This window comes from Gephyromycinifex aptenodytis (assembly GCF_012277275.1).
Taxonomy (GTDB): domain Bacteria; phylum Actinomycetota; class Actinomycetes; order Actinomycetales; family Dermatophilaceae; genus Gephyromycinifex; species Gephyromycinifex aptenodytis.
In genome coordinates, this window is the sequence record NZ_CP051155.1 from 1,178,999 (window position 1) to 1,192,998 (window position 14,000).

The window sequence follows — 14,000 nt, forward strand, 5'->3', positions numbered from 1 at the left end:
GCGGGTGAGAGTGCAGATATGAGTCGGCCCCGGCCACAGCTACGCGACCAGGGCCGGACGGCGGGCAGATCAGCGGAAGGCTGCCTGGCCGGTGATCGCCTGCCCGATCATCAGCGTGTGCATCTCGGGTGTGCCTTCGTAGGTGAGCACAGACTCGAGGTTGTTCGCATGCCGCATGATGGGGAACTCGTAGGAGATGCCGTTGCCGCCGAGGATGGTGCGGGCTGTGCGGCAGATCTCGATCGCCTTGTTGACGTTGTTGAGCTTACCGATGCTGACCTGCTCGGGCCGCAGACCGACAGCGTCTTTCCGCCGTCCCAAGTGCACCGCCAGCAGCGTGCCGAGGGTGATCTCGACGGCCATGTCGGCCAGCTTGGCCTGGGTGAGCTGGAAGCCGCTGATAGGTCGACCGAACTGCTGACGTTGCCCGGAGTACTCCAGAGCACTCTGGTAGGCGCTGCGGGCAGCACCCATCGCCCCCCACAAGATCCCGTAACGGGCTTCGTTCAGGCACGACAGTGGGCCCTTGAGCCCGCGCACCTCGGGGAAGACCGCATCTGCTGGCAGACGCACGTTGTCCAACACGATCTCGCCCGTGATCGAGGCACGCAGCGACGCCTTGTGCTTGATCTCAGGGGCGGAGAAACCGGGGGTGTTCGTGGGGACGCAGAAGCCGCGGATACCGCTGCCATCGTTGGCTTCCCCGGTCTGGGCCCACACCACCGCAACATCGGCCACCGGTGAGTTCGTGATCCACATTTTGCGACCGTTCAGAATCCAGTCGTCTCCGTCCTTCTTGGCGCGGGTGCGCATGCTGCCCGGGTCGCTGCCGTGGTCGGGTTCGGTCAGGCCGAAGCAGCCGATCGCATCCCCGGCGGCCATCTGCGGCAACCACTGCTGCTTCTGTTCCTCGGAGCCCCAGCGCCAGATGCCGAACATCGCCAGCGAACCTTGCACGCTGACCAAGGAGCGGATCCCGGAGTCGCTGGCTTCGAGTTCGAGGCAGGCCAGTCCGTAGTCGACGGCGCTCATCCCGGCGCAGCCGTAGCCCTCGAGGTGCATCCCGAGCAGCCCCACGTCGCCGAAGCTCTTGGCGAGCTCACGCACATTGGGCAGCTCCCCTTGCTCGAACCACTGCGCGATGTGCGGGTCGACCTGGTCGGCGCACACCTGGCGCACCGCCGAGCGGATCGCCTTCTCCTCAGGGCTGAGGATGTCGTCGATGTCGGCCAGATCCAGCGGGTTGCGGTTCTTGGGTGCCTGCTTGTGGCTCATCATTCACCTTCGTCGGTCGGGGGCGTTACGGGCGGGGTGAGGCGGGGTGGCGCAGCGTCGGCGGGCCCGGCGAGCCAGGCGCGCAACGCCGCGGAGTGCTCCCCCAGCCGCGGGGGTGGGCTCGGTTCGACCAGAACGCCGTCGCTGTACCGGACGGGGTGGCGGACCTGGGGCGAGGCGCCGGGCAGGTCGTAGGTCGGGGCCAGGCCGAGTTCTTCGGCCAGCGCGAAAGCCTCGGGGAGGGAATTGACCGCACCGGCAGGCACCCCGACCGCGCTGAGTTCGCGCTGCCAGGTGGCCACATCCTTGGTTGCCAGACGTTCCTCCAGAGCCAGGATCAGCCGGGGCCGGTTTTGCACCCGGGCTACGTTGGTGGCGAACTCAGCCTCCTGTGCCAGTCCGGGAATGCCCAGGGCCGCAGCGAGCTTGGCGAACTGCCCGTCGTTGCCGCAGGCCACGGCGATGATGCCGTCGCGGGCGCGCAGCGTCTCGTAGGGCGCGATCGAGGGATGCTGATTGCCCATGGCTCGGGGCACCGAGCCCGCCCCCAGATAGCCGGAGGCTTGGTTGACCATCGCGCCGAGCAGGCTGCTGAGCAGGTTCACCTCAACGTGGGCGCCGTGCCCGCTGTGATCCCGGGCTGCCAGCGCCGCCAGCGTGCCGATGGTGGCGTCCTTGCCGGTGAGGACATCGACCAAGGCCACCCCGACTTTGGTGGGTTCCCCGGCCGGTGCCCCCGTCACGCTCATCAACCCGCCCAATGCCTGCACCACGAAGTCGTAACCGGGCAGGTCAGCGCCAGCCCCGGCACCGAAGCCGGAGATCGAGGTGTAGACCACCTGAGGATTTCGCTCCCGAACCGATTCGTAGTCGAGCCTGAATCGGGCCAAGGCCCCCGGGCGGAAGTTCTCGAAGAAGACGTCGGCTCGCTGGGCGAGTTCTTGGGCCAGGACGAGGTCCGCCGCATCGGACAAATCCAGGGTCAGGCTCTGTTTGGAGCGGTTGGCGCTCTCGAAATAGGTTGCCCCGTGCGGGGACCAGGGCGGGCCCCAGGCGCGGGTGTCATCGCCGGCGCCGGGCCGTTCCACCTTGATGACGGTGGCGCCCAGGTCTGCCAGGGTCATCGTGGCCAGCGGACCGGCCAACACTCGACTGAAATCCGCGATGAGCACACCATCCAGCGGGCCGCTCATCTGTCGACCTCCGGTTCGGCGGGCGCGCCCGCCGTTGCCGCCGCGGCGCGGGCTGCTGTTGCCAGCAGCCCGCGCAATTGCGCGTCGTCGGTGTGTTCGATGCTTTCGACGGCGCAGCCGGTTCGCGGCGAATAGGAGGGGTCAGCCCTCACGAGACCCCCTGGATGGCTTCGGCGATGACCCGGAGCCCGTCGATCAGCAGTTCGTCCTCGATGACCAGCGGCGGCAGCAGCCGCAGCACATTGCTGTGAGTGCCGCAGGTGAGGACCACCACCCCCTGCGCGTGGCAGGCGCTGGCGATCTCCTTGGTGGTCGGCGCGTCTGGCTCGTTGGTGCCGGGGTGGCAGATTTCCAGCGCCATCATGGCCCCACGCCCGCGAACCTCGGCGACCACACCCTGCTGGGATACCAGCGGCTGGAGTTCTTGCCGGATGATCTCTTCGATGCGCCGTGCCCGCGCGAGCAGCGTGTCGTCCTTCTCCAGCTCGTCCAGTACGGCCAGCGCGGCGGCGCAGGCCAGCGGGTTTCCGGCGTAGGTGCCGCCCAGTCCGCCGGCGCCGACGACTTCCATGATGTCGGCGCGGCCGGTGACCGCGGACAGCGGCATGCCGCCGGCGAGCGCCTTAGCGGTGCAGACGAGGTCGGGGATCACGCCTTCGTGTTCGATGGCGAGCATTTTGCCGGTGCGGCCCATCCCGGCCTGGACCTCATCGGCGACCATGACGATGCCGTATTTCTTGGTGATCTCTCGGACCCCGGCCATGAAGCCGTCAGCGGGCACGATGAAACCGCCTTCGCCCTGGATCGGTTCGAGTACGGCGGCTGCGACCTTGTCGGGGCCGATGCGCTGGATGAGCGCTTCGAAGGCAGCCAGAGCTTCGGAGGCCGCGTTCTCAGCCCCGGTGCGCCAGTGTAGCGGGTAGGCGTAGGGCGCACGGTGAATGTGCTCGGGGAAGGGAGCGAATCCGGTCTTGTAGGGCGCTTCCTTGGCGGTCATGCCAAGGGTGAACAGGGTCCGCCCGTGGTAGGCGTGGTCGAAGACGATGACTTCGCTGCGCCCGGTGAAAGAGCGCGCGATCTTGACGGCGTTCTCGATCGCTTCGGCGCCGGTGGTGAACAAGGCGGTGCGCTTCTCGTGCTCACCCGGGGCGATCGCGTTGAGCCGCTCACAGACTTTGGGGAACAGTTCGTACTCGGTGACCATGAAGCAGGTGTGGGTGAACTTGTCGGCCTGCGCTTTGATGGCCGCGACCACCGCCGGGTGGTTGGCCCCCACCGAGGTCACCGCGATACCGCTGGCCATGTCGATGAGCTGGTTGCCGTCCACGTCGCGCAGGATGCCGCCGTCGGCAGCCTCCATGAAGACCGGAAGAGTGATGCCGAAACCGTTGGGCACGTTCGCTTTGCGGTGTTCGTGCAGTTCCCGGGAGCGGGGCCCGGGGATTTCGGTGTTGACGACGCGCTTTTGTTCCAGAGTCGTCGAAGAGGCCTCGGCCGGAGCCTGAGCTTCGGGTGCTTCTGTGGTCGGGCCGGGCTGCTGCTTCATGCTGGGCTCCTTTTGCGAGCGGTCTGTGTCACGGGAAAACCCGCGCGCCGTTAAGCCTTCGGGGTACGGCGTGAGCGAAACGCTAACGAGCGGCGCAGACCGGTGCATCGGCGAAAGTGACAACTTTCTTCAACTTTTGTACAGAGTGCACTTTTCGGTGCGGTCACGGCGCATGCTGGGACGATGCCAACATTGAAGGCGCTGGTGACCGCGCTGCCAGGCGACCTGCGCCCGCTCAACGATTGGGACGCTGAGGGACCGCTGAGCGGCGTGCACATCAGCGAATTGGTCGACCCCACCCCTTTTCTGCAGGGCGGTGAGCTGTTGCTGACCACGGGGATGAACATCACCGGCCAACTGGCGCAGGTGGAGGCCTACGTGGCCGGCCTGATCGCGCGCGAGGTGGCGGCGCTGGGCTTCGGGCTCGGACCGGCGCACGCCAGCGTGCCCCCATCGTTGGTGCGGGCCTGCAACCGAGCTCGGCTGCCACTGTTCGCGGTGCCGTTGGCGACGCCGTTCATAAAGATCTCACGCGAGTTCTGGGGCCAGCTCGCCAAAGAGGACGCCCAGCACCTCAACGCCGCGCTCGGTGCGCAACGCAACCTCGTCCGCGCCGCCAAAGGGCCCGCCCCGGCTTCTGCAGTCACCCGGGTGCTTGCCGAGGCTGTCAGCGGCTGGGCCGCTCACTTATCGCTGCACGGCGAGGTGGAGGTGGCCTGGCCCCGGTCGGCGGCAGCCCAGGCCGCGCAGGCCGCGACGGAGGTGAGTCGGCTGCAGGTGGCCGGGCCGAACTCCGCCGCAACCTTCCCGCTGGGCGAGGACGACGTTGTCATGTACCCGGTCGCGCGGCGGGGGCGGTTGCGCGGCTATGTCGTCATCGCCTGCCCCCGCCCGATACCGGCCCAGATGAGGTCGCTGGCGTTGTCCGCAGCGGCCTTGCTGGAGCTGGGGGTGGAGGAGGACCAGCACGAGCAGCGTCGCCTCACCGAGCAGCGCAACCTGTTGTGGCTGCTGTTGCGCGGCCACACTGAGGCGGCCGCAATGCTGGCCGCAGACACCGGGCAGGCCATCCCGGCGACGGTGCGTCTGGCGGCGATCGACCCGGCAGGTGCTGACATCCTCCACGAGGTACCGGCGGCCGCAATCAAGCTGCCCGGCGGCCAGGTAGTGGCGATCTGGGCCGATGAGGAGGACCTGCGCGACTCCCTGGTGGTGGCGTTGGAAGCCGTGGCCCCGGCAGCCCGCTCGGTCTACAGCGCAGCGTTGTCCCCCGGCGCCGTGCGGGATGCGGTACCGGCACTGCTGCGCGCCCTCAAACGCACCGACGGACGCCAGGAACCACCCGAGGACGAGCAGCTTCCGAGCACCGCGCTGGAGGCGATTGCGGCCTACGAGCGCGCCGATCTGGTGGCCGCCGTGGCCGCCTTCCTTCGGGCCCGCGGCCGGCTCGATCCGGCCGCGAGCGAACTCGGGCTGCACCGCAACACCGTGCGGCACCGGGTGGCGCTGGCGGGCCAGGTCAGCGGCGTGGACCTGAACGACCCGGACACCGCGGCGCGGCTATGGCTGCTGCTGCGGGCGCGCGGCCTGGCCTGAATCGGGTGCGGTCGGCGCGCCGCCCCGATCCGGCTCCTCCGGCCCCGGCGTTCGCTCCGTACCGTGCGTCCCACGGCGGTGTGCGGGATCCCGCGCATTTTCCAGAAGGTGCGTGCCGGCGTGATCACCGCGGTGCCCCGCACCGGGGCGCGAGGGGCCGCTCGCGAGGCGGAACTCGGCGAGGTTCGCGACGGTGGCCCCGCACCGGGGCGCGAGGGGCGCTCTCTGCTGCCGGGCACCGCCGCCAAGTTCGCGCTGGCGGACCGCCTGGTGCTGCGCCGCGTGCGTGAGCTGCTCGGCGGTCGCATCCGCTTCCTCATCTGCGGGTCGGCCAAGCTCAGCCCTCAGGTGCAGGAGTGGTTCGCGGCGGCCGGACTGACCCTCACTGAGGGATACGGCTTGACCGAATCCACCGCGGTCACCTTCTACAACCTGCACAGCGAACCCCGGTTCGGCACGGTCGGGCGGATCGTGCCCAGCAGCCAGGTGCGCATCGCCGACGACGGGGAGATCCTGCTCCCTCTACGACGTCCAGGAGTGAAGCGGTCCGCGCCGGTCAACGCCGAGTCCACAACCGGCTTAGGCTGACTACATGGCTGACTTCCCGATCCCCCGCCCGACCTCAGGTGACATCGTCGATGTCATCATCGACGACCACCGCACGTTGGAGTCCCTGCTGCGTGACCTGCGCAATTCCTCGCTGGACCGCGACGCGGCCCGCAAAGCGTTCGCCGCTCTGCTCATCGCGCACGGTGAGGCCGAGGAGGAAGCGGTCTACCCCAAATTCAAGCGTGGCACCGACCAGATCGGCGAACACGAGGCCGAGCACGGCACCGAAGAACACGCCGAAGGAAACCAGGCGCTCCTGGAGCTTCTGGAAGCCAAGGGCACCGACACTCAAAAGTACGACGACGCAGCGGAGAAGCTCAGCGCCTACGTTTACCACCACCTCGTCGAGGAAGAGCTGACGATCCTGAACCCGGCTCGCGAAGAGCTGCCGGAGAAGGCCCGGATGGAGATCGGTGCTGCTTTCCTTGCCGCCCGCTCGCGGCACCTGGACGCTGACTGCGGACGCATCGAGAACGTGCGCACCGTCGTCAACCGTGCCCAGAAAGACGGCCTCATCAGCGAGGAGCTGCCCGAGAAGCCGTGACGCATTGCCTGACCTGCCGACGGCCGGCCCCGAACTTTTTTCGGGGGCCGGCCGTCGGCGTAGGTGTCTAGTTCCGTTCCAGGTCTAAGGAGTGCTGGTGGGCGTTCGGGTCGCGATCGTCGGCGGTGGGATCGCCGGGCTCATGATGGCTGCGTGTCTGCCGCCGGAACGGTTCGAGGTGACCGTGTACGAGGAACGCCCCGGGCGATGGGGCACGGGCGCCGCCATCGGACTGTGGCCCGGCGCGCTGCACGCGCTGGCCTCGATCGGGGTGGCGCAACATCTCGTGGATGGGGCGATCCACCTCGATCGGGGCCTGGTTCGGGACGCGGCCGGGACGCCGCTGATCGGGATGAACGGCATCGGTTTGCGGATGGTCACCAGGCCCCAACTGATCGAGGCACTCGAGGCCGCCATGCCGCCAGACGTCCGGCGGGTCACCGCTGCGGTAGCGGACCCGCGTGGGCTCCCGGCTGACATCGTCATCGGCGCTGACGGGGTACGCAGCGCGGTCCGGCAAACCGTGTTCGGCACCGACCTGGGTCCCCGAGCGACACCGTGGCTGGCATTGCGCGGCATGCGCGCGGGCGCTCCCCTGGCGCAGCATGTCGGCGAATACTGGGGTCGCGGTGACCTGTTCGGGCTGACCCCGGCGCCAGGAGAGAGCACCTACTGGTTCGTCGCGTTCCGCAGCACCCTGGGGCCGCAGGATGTCGAGCCAGAAGAGGCGCTCGCCCAAGCCCGTGCCCTGATGGCCGGGCCCGGGCACGCCCCGATCGTGCGCGAACTTCTAGCGCAGGCCGACCCGGCGACGACGTTGGCGCAACGCATCTTCGAAGCGCCGCCGATGGCGCGGGTGGTGCGCGGTCGCGTCGCCCTCATCGGGGATGCCGCGCACGCAATGACCCCCAACCTGGGCCGAGGTGCCTGTGAAGCGATCGTCGACGCCCACACTCTGGCCTCGCTGCTGAGTGAGACCCGCCGTTCCCCGGCTGCCGCCTTGGCCGCGTATGAGCGACGCCGACTGCTGCCGGGACAGGTGTTGCGGGTGGCCTCGCGCGCCCTCATGCGGGTGGCAGCGGCTGAACGGGGACAACCCGCCCGCGACGCGCTACTGCGGCGCGTCCCAGCGCCGCGCGGAACACCGGGCCCACCCTTGGGCAGCAGGGGCCTGGCTCGCGCCGCGAGGTCGCGCCGACCTCCCGAGGTGGTGTCGGGGCAGGACAGCGGCGAGGATGGGGGCAACCGATTGTGAAGGAGGCACCATGACGGCGCGTGCGGCGATCATTCTGGCGGACAAGTTCGAGGACTCTGAGGCGACCAGCCCCATCGAGGCCCTGCAGGCAGCAGGAGTCGAGGTGACTGTCCTGGGCGCGGCTACCGGCCCGATCAGCGGGAAGAAGGGCGCCAGCGTGGAGGCGACGGCGACGATCGCCGGGGCCGACGTGGACTCCTTCGACCTGCTGGTCATCCCCGGTGGCGGCTCCCCTGAGAATCTGCGCATCGATGATGACGCGGTTGCCTTCACGCGGCGCTTCGTCGCCTCCGGTAAGCCGGTGGCCTCGATCTGCCACGGACCGCAGCTGCTCATCTCCGCGAACGTTCTATCCGGTCGCACGGTGACGGCGGTGAACAAAATCCGTGACGACATCCGCAACGCGGGCGCGACATACCTCGATGAAGAACTCGTTGTGGATGGCAACCTCATTTCGTCCCGGGTCCCCGATGATCTGCCGGCGTTCAACCAGGCTCTCCTCGACGCTCTGAACGTCTGAACGTCTTGGAAAACTCTGACGACGTTCTCGTCATCCAGCACGAGATCGACTGCCCACCCGGCAATCTCGCTGACCGTGCGACGCGGGCCGGGGTCCGTCTGGAGGTGCGCCGCCCCTTCGAAGGGCATGAGCTGCCCGCTACCGCGGACGGCTTTGCCGGGTTGATCGTGCTCGGCGGCGAACGTGGCGCGCATGACGACCAGGCGTGGCCGTGGCTGCCGGCGACCAGGGCCCTGATCCGTGCTGCCGTCGCCTCGCAGACGCCAATGCTGGGAATCTGCCTGGGGCATCAGCTGGCTGCGGTGGCGCTGGGAGGCGACATCGTCCGGATGGGTTCGACGATTCGCGGCGTGCGGCCGTTCGCGAGGACGGCGCAGGCCGGGCAGGATCGGCTGTTCGCTCAGTTGCGGGCCGGTTCTGTGACCGTGCAGTGGAACGGCGACACTGTCGACCCGCTGCCGCCTGGGGCTACCGTTTTGGCGCGCGACGCGGACGGTCACGTGCAAGCGGCCCGTTTCGGGCCGTGCGCCTGGGGCATGCAGAGCCACCCGGAGGTCACCGCCGCCATCGTCAACCGCTGGGCACACACCAGCGACGCACCTGAGGCGCAGGCTGCCGCCGAAGCTGCCGCTGACGTCACCCGCCAGCTCGCGGACATCGACCACGCCTGGGATGCCGTGCTTGCCGAGTTCTTCCACGTGTGCCGTCACCGAGGCGACCCGGCGTGCGCGCCAGCAAACCACGAGCTGTGAGCTGGGCGTCTGCGGGGCGCGCACGAGAGCGCCCGTCACCCGGGCACGTCCTGAAGCCTGGGCGGTTTCGCCCTACCGGGCGCCCGGCCTCGGCTCATCTGGCTCAGGAGGTGATGCGCTCTCACCTGTCGTCCTCGGCTGCGGCAGCGCTCAGGGTGCGCGGTGTGCTCGCGCGTCCGGTCTGCGTGGCAGGACACCCGCCGCCCACAGCGCGGCCAGCACGAGCAGCGGTTGGAAAAACAGTCGCACGAGCCGTTTGGCGTCGGTGTCCAGGCCGAAGGCGTCGGTGTGTTCGAGGTATTGGGCGATGTTGCCGGGGAAGATGAGCACGTAGAACACGGCCAACGCCACCCCGAAGATTCGCCGGTAGCGCGGCAGGAGCAGTAAGCCAGCTCCGAGCACGATCTCGACGACGCCCGAGGCGATGACCACGAAGTCGGCATCCAGTGGGAACCACGCCGGCACCTGGGCCTGGAACTCCGCCCGCGCGGTCGTCAGGTGAGAGACGCCCGCGAACGTCATCACCGCCCCGAGCAGCAGCCGAGTGATGTTCTGCGAAAACGGGATTCGCTCGGGTTCGCGGTTCATGCCGGCACGTTACCCTCGGCGGGCGCACACGGCGCGCGCCGCCGCACGATCGGTGGGCGATACCCCGGCTCCGGCGAATCAGGGGCTGGTAGCTGAGCGCCGCCAGTACGAGACGCGACCCTCAGGAGGTCATCGCGCAGCGACCTGCGCCGCAGCAAGATCGTCATGCCACGGCGCAGGTCGTGTCCGGTCACCGCGCGGCAGCAGCCTTTTTGGCTGCGGCCCGCCGCTTGGCCGAGTTGTGCCGATACAGCCAGGTAGAGACACCGGTCACCATGAGCGCCAGCGGGGTGAGCCCACCGATGAACCACACCGCCCGAATCCAGGGATTGACGAAAGAACCGGCATGCGCGGGGTATTTCCATTGCTCCCAGACGCGCTGGGTGAGGTCCTGCTCGGGGTTGCCGCGCACGATGACTCCTACGCCACCGGAACGCGGCACTTCGACGCGCAGGTCGCCGGGGTAGCGGCTGCGCGCCATCGCGTCGTAGCCATCACGCAGCATGACTCGGTAGGCAGCGTCCGGTTCGTCTCCCTTGGGCAGGTTGATGCGGGTCACCTCACCGCCGGGAATGACCTCGCGGGCGGCTGCCGCCGCCTGATCGACCCGGATATCCGGCCCCGAACCCACGGACTCGGGATCAGGCACCTCTGACTCCTGTCCAGGGGTAAGGGCGTACCAGACCTTGGAGACGGCTGCGAACTCAAAACCGGTCCCGGTGATCCCCCAGACGAGAAGCGGGACCAACGCCGCGACACCGATGACCTTATGCAGGTCGGTATCCCGGGCGAAACGCCCTCGATTCATCCGCACGGTGAACCCACTGCGCCAGCGCCGCGGCCGGGGAAACCACAGCCACAGCCCAGAGGCCACCAGGAACAGCAACATCACGGCGACGCCACCCAGGATGAGACCGGCCAGGTCTACCGGTTTGTCGCGACCGGTCAGCCACGCGGTGCCGGGCACGTCGGTTTCCAGCGCGGACACATTCGCGGGCAGTTCCTCGCAGGTCAGGAAACAGTGATGCAGGTTCTTGGAGAAGCCGAGCCACAGCGGTCGGTCACGGAGCTGGTCGATGATCTCCCCGCTGGCTGGGTCCACCGTGTAGCTCGTCGTGGGCCCGTCGACCCGGTACACCCCCGCTTCGCGCACCACCGAGTTCGCTTCGGCCTCAGGGTGTTCGCGCTGCACCTTCTCTACTGCTTCCCCGATGCTGATCTGGTCGGGGGCCTCGGGGTCAGCCACCGTATAGGCGGCTGAGTTCAGGGCCCGCATGATCTCCGGCTCGTAAACCAGCACCGACCCGGTGGTGGCGATCGCAACCAGCAGTGCCCCCGCCACCAGCGACACCCAGCGGTGGGTGAGGATGAGGAGTCGTCGCACCGGCCGCCGACTGCGGCGCCGCTTGCCGATCCGGGTGCTAGCTGCCACCGGCTCTCGTGGTTTCTGCAGCACCTGTGCACTGCTGGATTCCGTCTCCTGCGTTGTCAGCGGCTTCACTGCGCGCCTTTCTTCGGTTGAGCGGTACATCTTCAGGGCGTTGGGTGGTAGAGGTGCAGCAGAGGATGGCGCGGTGCAGCGTCACGACCGGGATGTGCTCAGCGCGGCGGTCAATCCGTGGGCAGAGCGCGGCGGGCCCGCGGTGATGGCTCTCCCAAGCAGGCGGCGGCCCGGCGAGCCCACCGCCGGACCAGCCACCCAGTACCAACCGGACACCCTTCGCCGGCGTTACCCATCAGGCGACGATCTGCGTCGTGTCGGTTATCGGTGAACACGACCCGCCGTCAGATCCATCGTGCTTACACGCTTGCGGATGCGCGCCCGCTGCCAGCGCCGACGGGAACTGCGGATGAGCCCCGCTGGGCGGCCTTCTTGGCGGCGGCCCGCTTCTTGGCCGAATTGCGCCGGTACAGCCAGGTAGAGACACCGGTCACCATGAGCGCTAGCGGGGTGAACCCACCGATGAACCACACCGCCCGAATCCACGGATTGACGAAAGTACCGGCGTGGGAGGGGAAGGTCCATCGATCCCAGAAACGATGGTTGGGTTCCTCATCTGGACCATTGCGGTAGATCACCGCTTCGTCACCCGAACGTGCCACGTAGACGCCGATATCACCAGGGTTGTGGCTGTAGCCGAACACATCCAGGCCCTTGTGCATCCAGACGTTGTAGGGGCCGTCGGGCTCCTCCTTGTCCGGCAGGTTCACATTGTCGACCTCGGCACCGGGTATCAACGCCCGTGCCTTTTCCGCCGCTTGGTCCACGCCGATATCCGGCCCGGATCCGGTGCCCTTCAGTTCCGGCTCAGGTTGCGCTTCGGCGCGGACGAGGGCGTACCAACCCCGGGAGAAGGCCTGCAGCTCGAAGTCGGTGCCGGTGACACCCCAGACGAGCAGCGGGATCAGCGAGGCAATCCCGATGACCTTGTGCAGGTCGGTATCCCGGGCGAAACGCCCTCGATTCATCCGGACGGTGAAACCGCTCCGCCAGCGACGCGGCCGAGGGAACCACAACCACAAACCGGACAACGCCAAGAACACCAAAAACAGGCCCATGACGCCGAGCGTCACATTGGCCACCGAAAGGCCATCCTCGTCACCCACCAGCGCAGGCGTGCCCGGCACCGTGGTGTCCATCGCCGCCACGTAACCCGGGAAGGACTCGCAGCTCAACAGGCACATGTGCAGGTTGTCGGAGAACCCGAGCCAGAAGGGTGCCTCCTTCACCTGGCCGAGGACCGCGCCGGTGACCGGGTCCACGGTGTAGCTCGCGTCTTCACCGTCCACCCGATAGATTCCATTCTCTTTGACCACGCCCTCTACCGGGAAATTCGGGTGGGCAGCACGGACCGCCTCGATGGCCTGCCCCATGGTGATCTGTGGCGCAGCGTCAGGGTTGGACACCTCATAGGCCGAGGAATTCAGAAACCGCTGGATCTCTGGCTCGTACACCACCACTGAGCCCGAGGTGGCGATGACCACGAGCAGAACACCCGTTATCAGCGACACCCAGCGGTGAGTGACGATGAGGAACCGACGGAACGGCCGCCGCCGGTGGCGCCGCCCCTTGGGCTTGACAGGCCGCACCGGCTTCGCCTTCGGTACATCCGTCGACGTCGCACCGGATGATTCCGGCTCCTGCGTCGTTAGTGAAGTCACTTTGCGCCTTTCTTAGGAGCAGCGATGGGTGGGTATTACAGGCAGGATGTGTGGGACTGGCTGGCGCACACGGCGCCAGGAGGCGCCCGGAGTCCGAAGACTCACGAGGTTGCGAATGGCATCTGCTCATACAGGGCGATGCAGGTGGTCGCGACGATGACGGCCGCGAGCAGGGTGTACGGCCAGCGAGCGCGGTGCTGAAGGCGCCATAGCGCGGCGGCACCGGCGCAACAGGTGACGGCCCCGGCCACCTGCAGCACCAACCCCACCAGACCGAGAACTCCCCCCAGGCCTCCGGCCAGAGGTGCCACGACGTAGATGAGCACGCAGCGCAACCCCGAGGCCCACACCCCGACACCCACCTGGGCGCGCGCCTCGTCGATATCTGCCTGTGACGGCAGATCCGTGTCGGCCGTGGGCAGTGGAGCGCGGTACGGGTCTGAATCTTCGACGTAGGAGACCGGCCGGGATACGGCGGCACGCTGCGGCAACTCCCCCGCGGCTCGGGCACTGTCGGCGTCCACAGGCGCAGCGTCGGTGACGGCCAATTCGCGGACGGCATTTGGGAAGTGGGTCGGCGGCATTGCGGGTGACCCGATAGCTGGTGGGGGCATGCGGTCGGCAAACGTCCGCCGTCTGGATTTCACGGCGAGAGTGTAACTGAGGGAAGCCTTGCCTCAGTTACGTTTCCTGATCTCTGACGTGAGGTTTCCCTGAACTGCGCCCGCACCCTCCTCGACGCCGTGGCGAAGAACACGCTCACCACTAACGAGTTACCCGCGCGCCTTGGCGTCACTACCCGCCGACACCCCCGATCGCACAACTGCCCGCCGACCGGCCATGCAGGTGAATGAACTGAAGGTGAACCGCACCCCCTGGCGTCCGCACGTCCTGCGTCAGCCCCGTCCAGGCCGGTGGTTGAGCTAGGCCGGGACCGGACATTCACACGCCTGCGCGTGT

General features: G+C 68.0%; 14 protein-coding genes. 6 read left to right on the top strand and 8 right to left on the bottom strand.

Going from position 1 to position 14,000, the window contains the following annotated elements; translation table 11 throughout:
* Nucleotides 1-69 precede the first annotated feature (69 nt).
* The 4 genes from G9V96_RS04945 to gabT are packed head-to-tail and all read right to left on the bottom strand — an operon-like array spanning nucleotide 70 to nucleotide 4,014.
* The gene (locus tag G9V96_RS04945) at nucleotides 70-1,275 is read right to left on the bottom strand and encodes an acyl-CoA dehydrogenase family protein (RefSeq protein ID WP_168582046.1); all 1,206 of its coding nucleotides are present in this window, start codon (nucleotides 1,273-1,275) and stop codon (nucleotides 70-72) included.
* Nucleotides 1,275-2,468, bottom strand: a complete 1,194-nt coding sequence (locus G9V96_RS04950) for a CaiB/BaiF CoA transferase family protein (protein ID WP_168582047.1) — start codon at nucleotides 2,466-2,468, stop codon at nucleotides 1,275-1,277. The genes G9V96_RS04945 and G9V96_RS04950 overlap by 1 nt, the downstream gene beginning before the upstream one ends.
* Nucleotides 2,465-2,620: a hypothetical protein gene (locus G9V96_RS04955; protein WP_168582048.1), complete on the bottom strand. Its 156-nt coding sequence runs from the start codon at nucleotides 2,618-2,620 to the stop codon at nucleotides 2,465-2,467. The genes G9V96_RS04950 and G9V96_RS04955 overlap by 4 nt, the downstream gene beginning before the upstream one ends.
* Nucleotides 2,617-4,014 (bottom strand): 4-aminobutyrate--2-oxoglutarate transaminase, encoded by a 1,398-nt coding sequence (gabT, locus tag G9V96_RS04960; protein WP_168582049.1) that lies wholly within the window; start codon nucleotides 4,012-4,014, stop codon nucleotides 2,617-2,619. Before gabT ends, G9V96_RS04955 begins: the two co-directional genes overlap by 4 nt.
* 183 nt (nucleotides 4,015-4,197) lie before the next feature.
* Here gabT and G9V96_RS04965 point away from each other — a divergent pair, with 183 nt between their 5' ends.
* The 6 genes from G9V96_RS04965 (at nucleotide 4,198) to G9V96_RS04990 (ending at nucleotide 9,290) form a co-directional block, all read left to right on the top strand.
* The gene (locus G9V96_RS04965; RefSeq protein WP_168582050.1) at nucleotides 4,198-5,610 is read left to right on the top strand and encodes a PucR family transcriptional regulator; all 1,413 of its coding nucleotides are present in this window, start codon (nucleotides 4,198-4,200) and stop codon (nucleotides 5,608-5,610) included.
* Between the two features lie 27 nt (nucleotides 5,611-5,637).
* Nucleotides 5,638-6,198 carry an AMP-binding protein gene (locus G9V96_RS04970; protein ID WP_264318493.1) on the top strand — a complete coding sequence of 187 codons (561 nt, stop codon included), beginning with the start codon at nucleotides 5,638-5,640 and terminating at the stop codon, nucleotides 6,196-6,198.
* Between the two features lie 4 nt (nucleotides 6,199-6,202).
* Nucleotides 6,203-6,763: a hemerythrin domain-containing protein gene (locus tag G9V96_RS04975; RefSeq protein ID WP_168582052.1), complete on the top strand. Its 561-nt coding sequence runs from the start codon at nucleotides 6,203-6,205 to the stop codon at nucleotides 6,761-6,763.
* Between the two features lie 97 nt (nucleotides 6,764-6,860).
* Complete coding sequence (locus G9V96_RS04980; RefSeq protein WP_226913481.1) at nucleotides 6,861-8,018, top strand: FAD-dependent monooxygenase; 1,158 nt, start codon at nucleotides 6,861-6,863, stop codon at nucleotides 8,016-8,018.
* A gap of 10 nt (nucleotides 8,019-8,028) precedes the next feature.
* Nucleotides 8,029-8,538: a type 1 glutamine amidotransferase domain-containing protein gene (locus G9V96_RS04985; protein ID WP_168582053.1), complete on the top strand. Its 510-nt coding sequence runs from the start codon at nucleotides 8,029-8,031 to the stop codon at nucleotides 8,536-8,538.
* 5 nt (nucleotides 8,539-8,543) lie between these two features.
* Nucleotides 8,544-9,290 (top strand): type 1 glutamine amidotransferase, encoded by a 747-nt coding sequence (locus G9V96_RS04990; RefSeq protein ID WP_168582054.1) that lies wholly within the window; start codon nucleotides 8,544-8,546, stop codon nucleotides 9,288-9,290.
* Between the two features lie 150 nt (nucleotides 9,291-9,440).
* On the opposite strand, the gene G9V96_RS04995 is transcribed toward G9V96_RS04990, so the two are convergent.
* The 4 genes from G9V96_RS04995 to G9V96_RS05010 form a co-directional block, all read right to left on the bottom strand.
* Nucleotides 9,441-9,878, bottom strand: a complete 438-nt coding sequence (locus G9V96_RS04995) for a DoxX family protein (protein ID WP_168582055.1) — start codon at nucleotides 9,876-9,878, stop codon at nucleotides 9,441-9,443.
* A 190-nt stretch (nucleotides 9,879-10,068) separates the two neighbouring features.
* Nucleotides 10,069-11,310: a PepSY-associated TM helix domain-containing protein gene (locus G9V96_RS05000; RefSeq protein ID WP_168582056.1), complete on the bottom strand. Its 1,242-nt coding sequence runs from the start codon at nucleotides 11,308-11,310 to the stop codon at nucleotides 10,069-10,071.
* Between the two features lie 368 nt (nucleotides 11,311-11,678).
* Nucleotides 11,679-12,890 (bottom strand): PepSY-associated TM helix domain-containing protein, encoded by a 1,212-nt coding sequence (locus tag G9V96_RS05005; RefSeq protein WP_168582057.1) that lies wholly within the window; start codon nucleotides 12,888-12,890, stop codon nucleotides 11,679-11,681.
* 251 nt (nucleotides 12,891-13,141) lie between these two features.
* A complete protein-coding gene (locus G9V96_RS05010; RefSeq protein ID WP_210424466.1) occupies nucleotides 13,142-13,687 on the bottom strand; it encodes a hypothetical protein in 546 nt (181 codons plus the stop codon).
* Nucleotides 13,688-14,000: the final 313 nt, after the last annotated feature.

What these genes read in the sequence shown, in the direction of transcription:
- G9V96_RS04945 (WP_168582046.1), bottom strand. Translation starts at nt 1,275, where the DNA reads ATGAGCCACAAGCAGGCACCCAAGAACCGCAACCCGCTGGATCTGGCC.
- G9V96_RS04950 (WP_168582047.1), bottom strand. Translation starts at nt 2,468, where the DNA reads ATGAGCGGCCCGCTGGATGGTGTGCTCATCGCGGATTTCAGTCGAGTG.
- gabT (WP_168582049.1), bottom strand. Translation starts at nt 4,014, where the DNA reads ATGAAGCAGCAGCCCGGCCCGACCACAGAAGCACCCGAAGCTCAGGCT.
- G9V96_RS04965 (WP_168582050.1), top strand. Translation starts at nt 4,198, where the DNA reads ATGCCAACATTGAAGGCGCTGGTGACCGCGCTGCCAGGCGACCTGCGC.
- G9V96_RS04975 (WP_168582052.1), top strand. Translation starts at nt 6,203, where the DNA reads ATGGCTGACTTCCCGATCCCCCGCCCGACCTCAGGTGACATCGTCGAT.
- G9V96_RS04985 (WP_168582053.1), top strand. Translation starts at nt 8,029, where the DNA reads ATGACGGCGCGTGCGGCGATCATTCTGGCGGACAAGTTCGAGGACTCT.
- G9V96_RS04995 (WP_168582055.1), bottom strand. Translation starts at nt 9,878, where the DNA reads ATGAACCGCGAACCCGAGCGAATCCCGTTTTCGCAGAACATCACTCGG.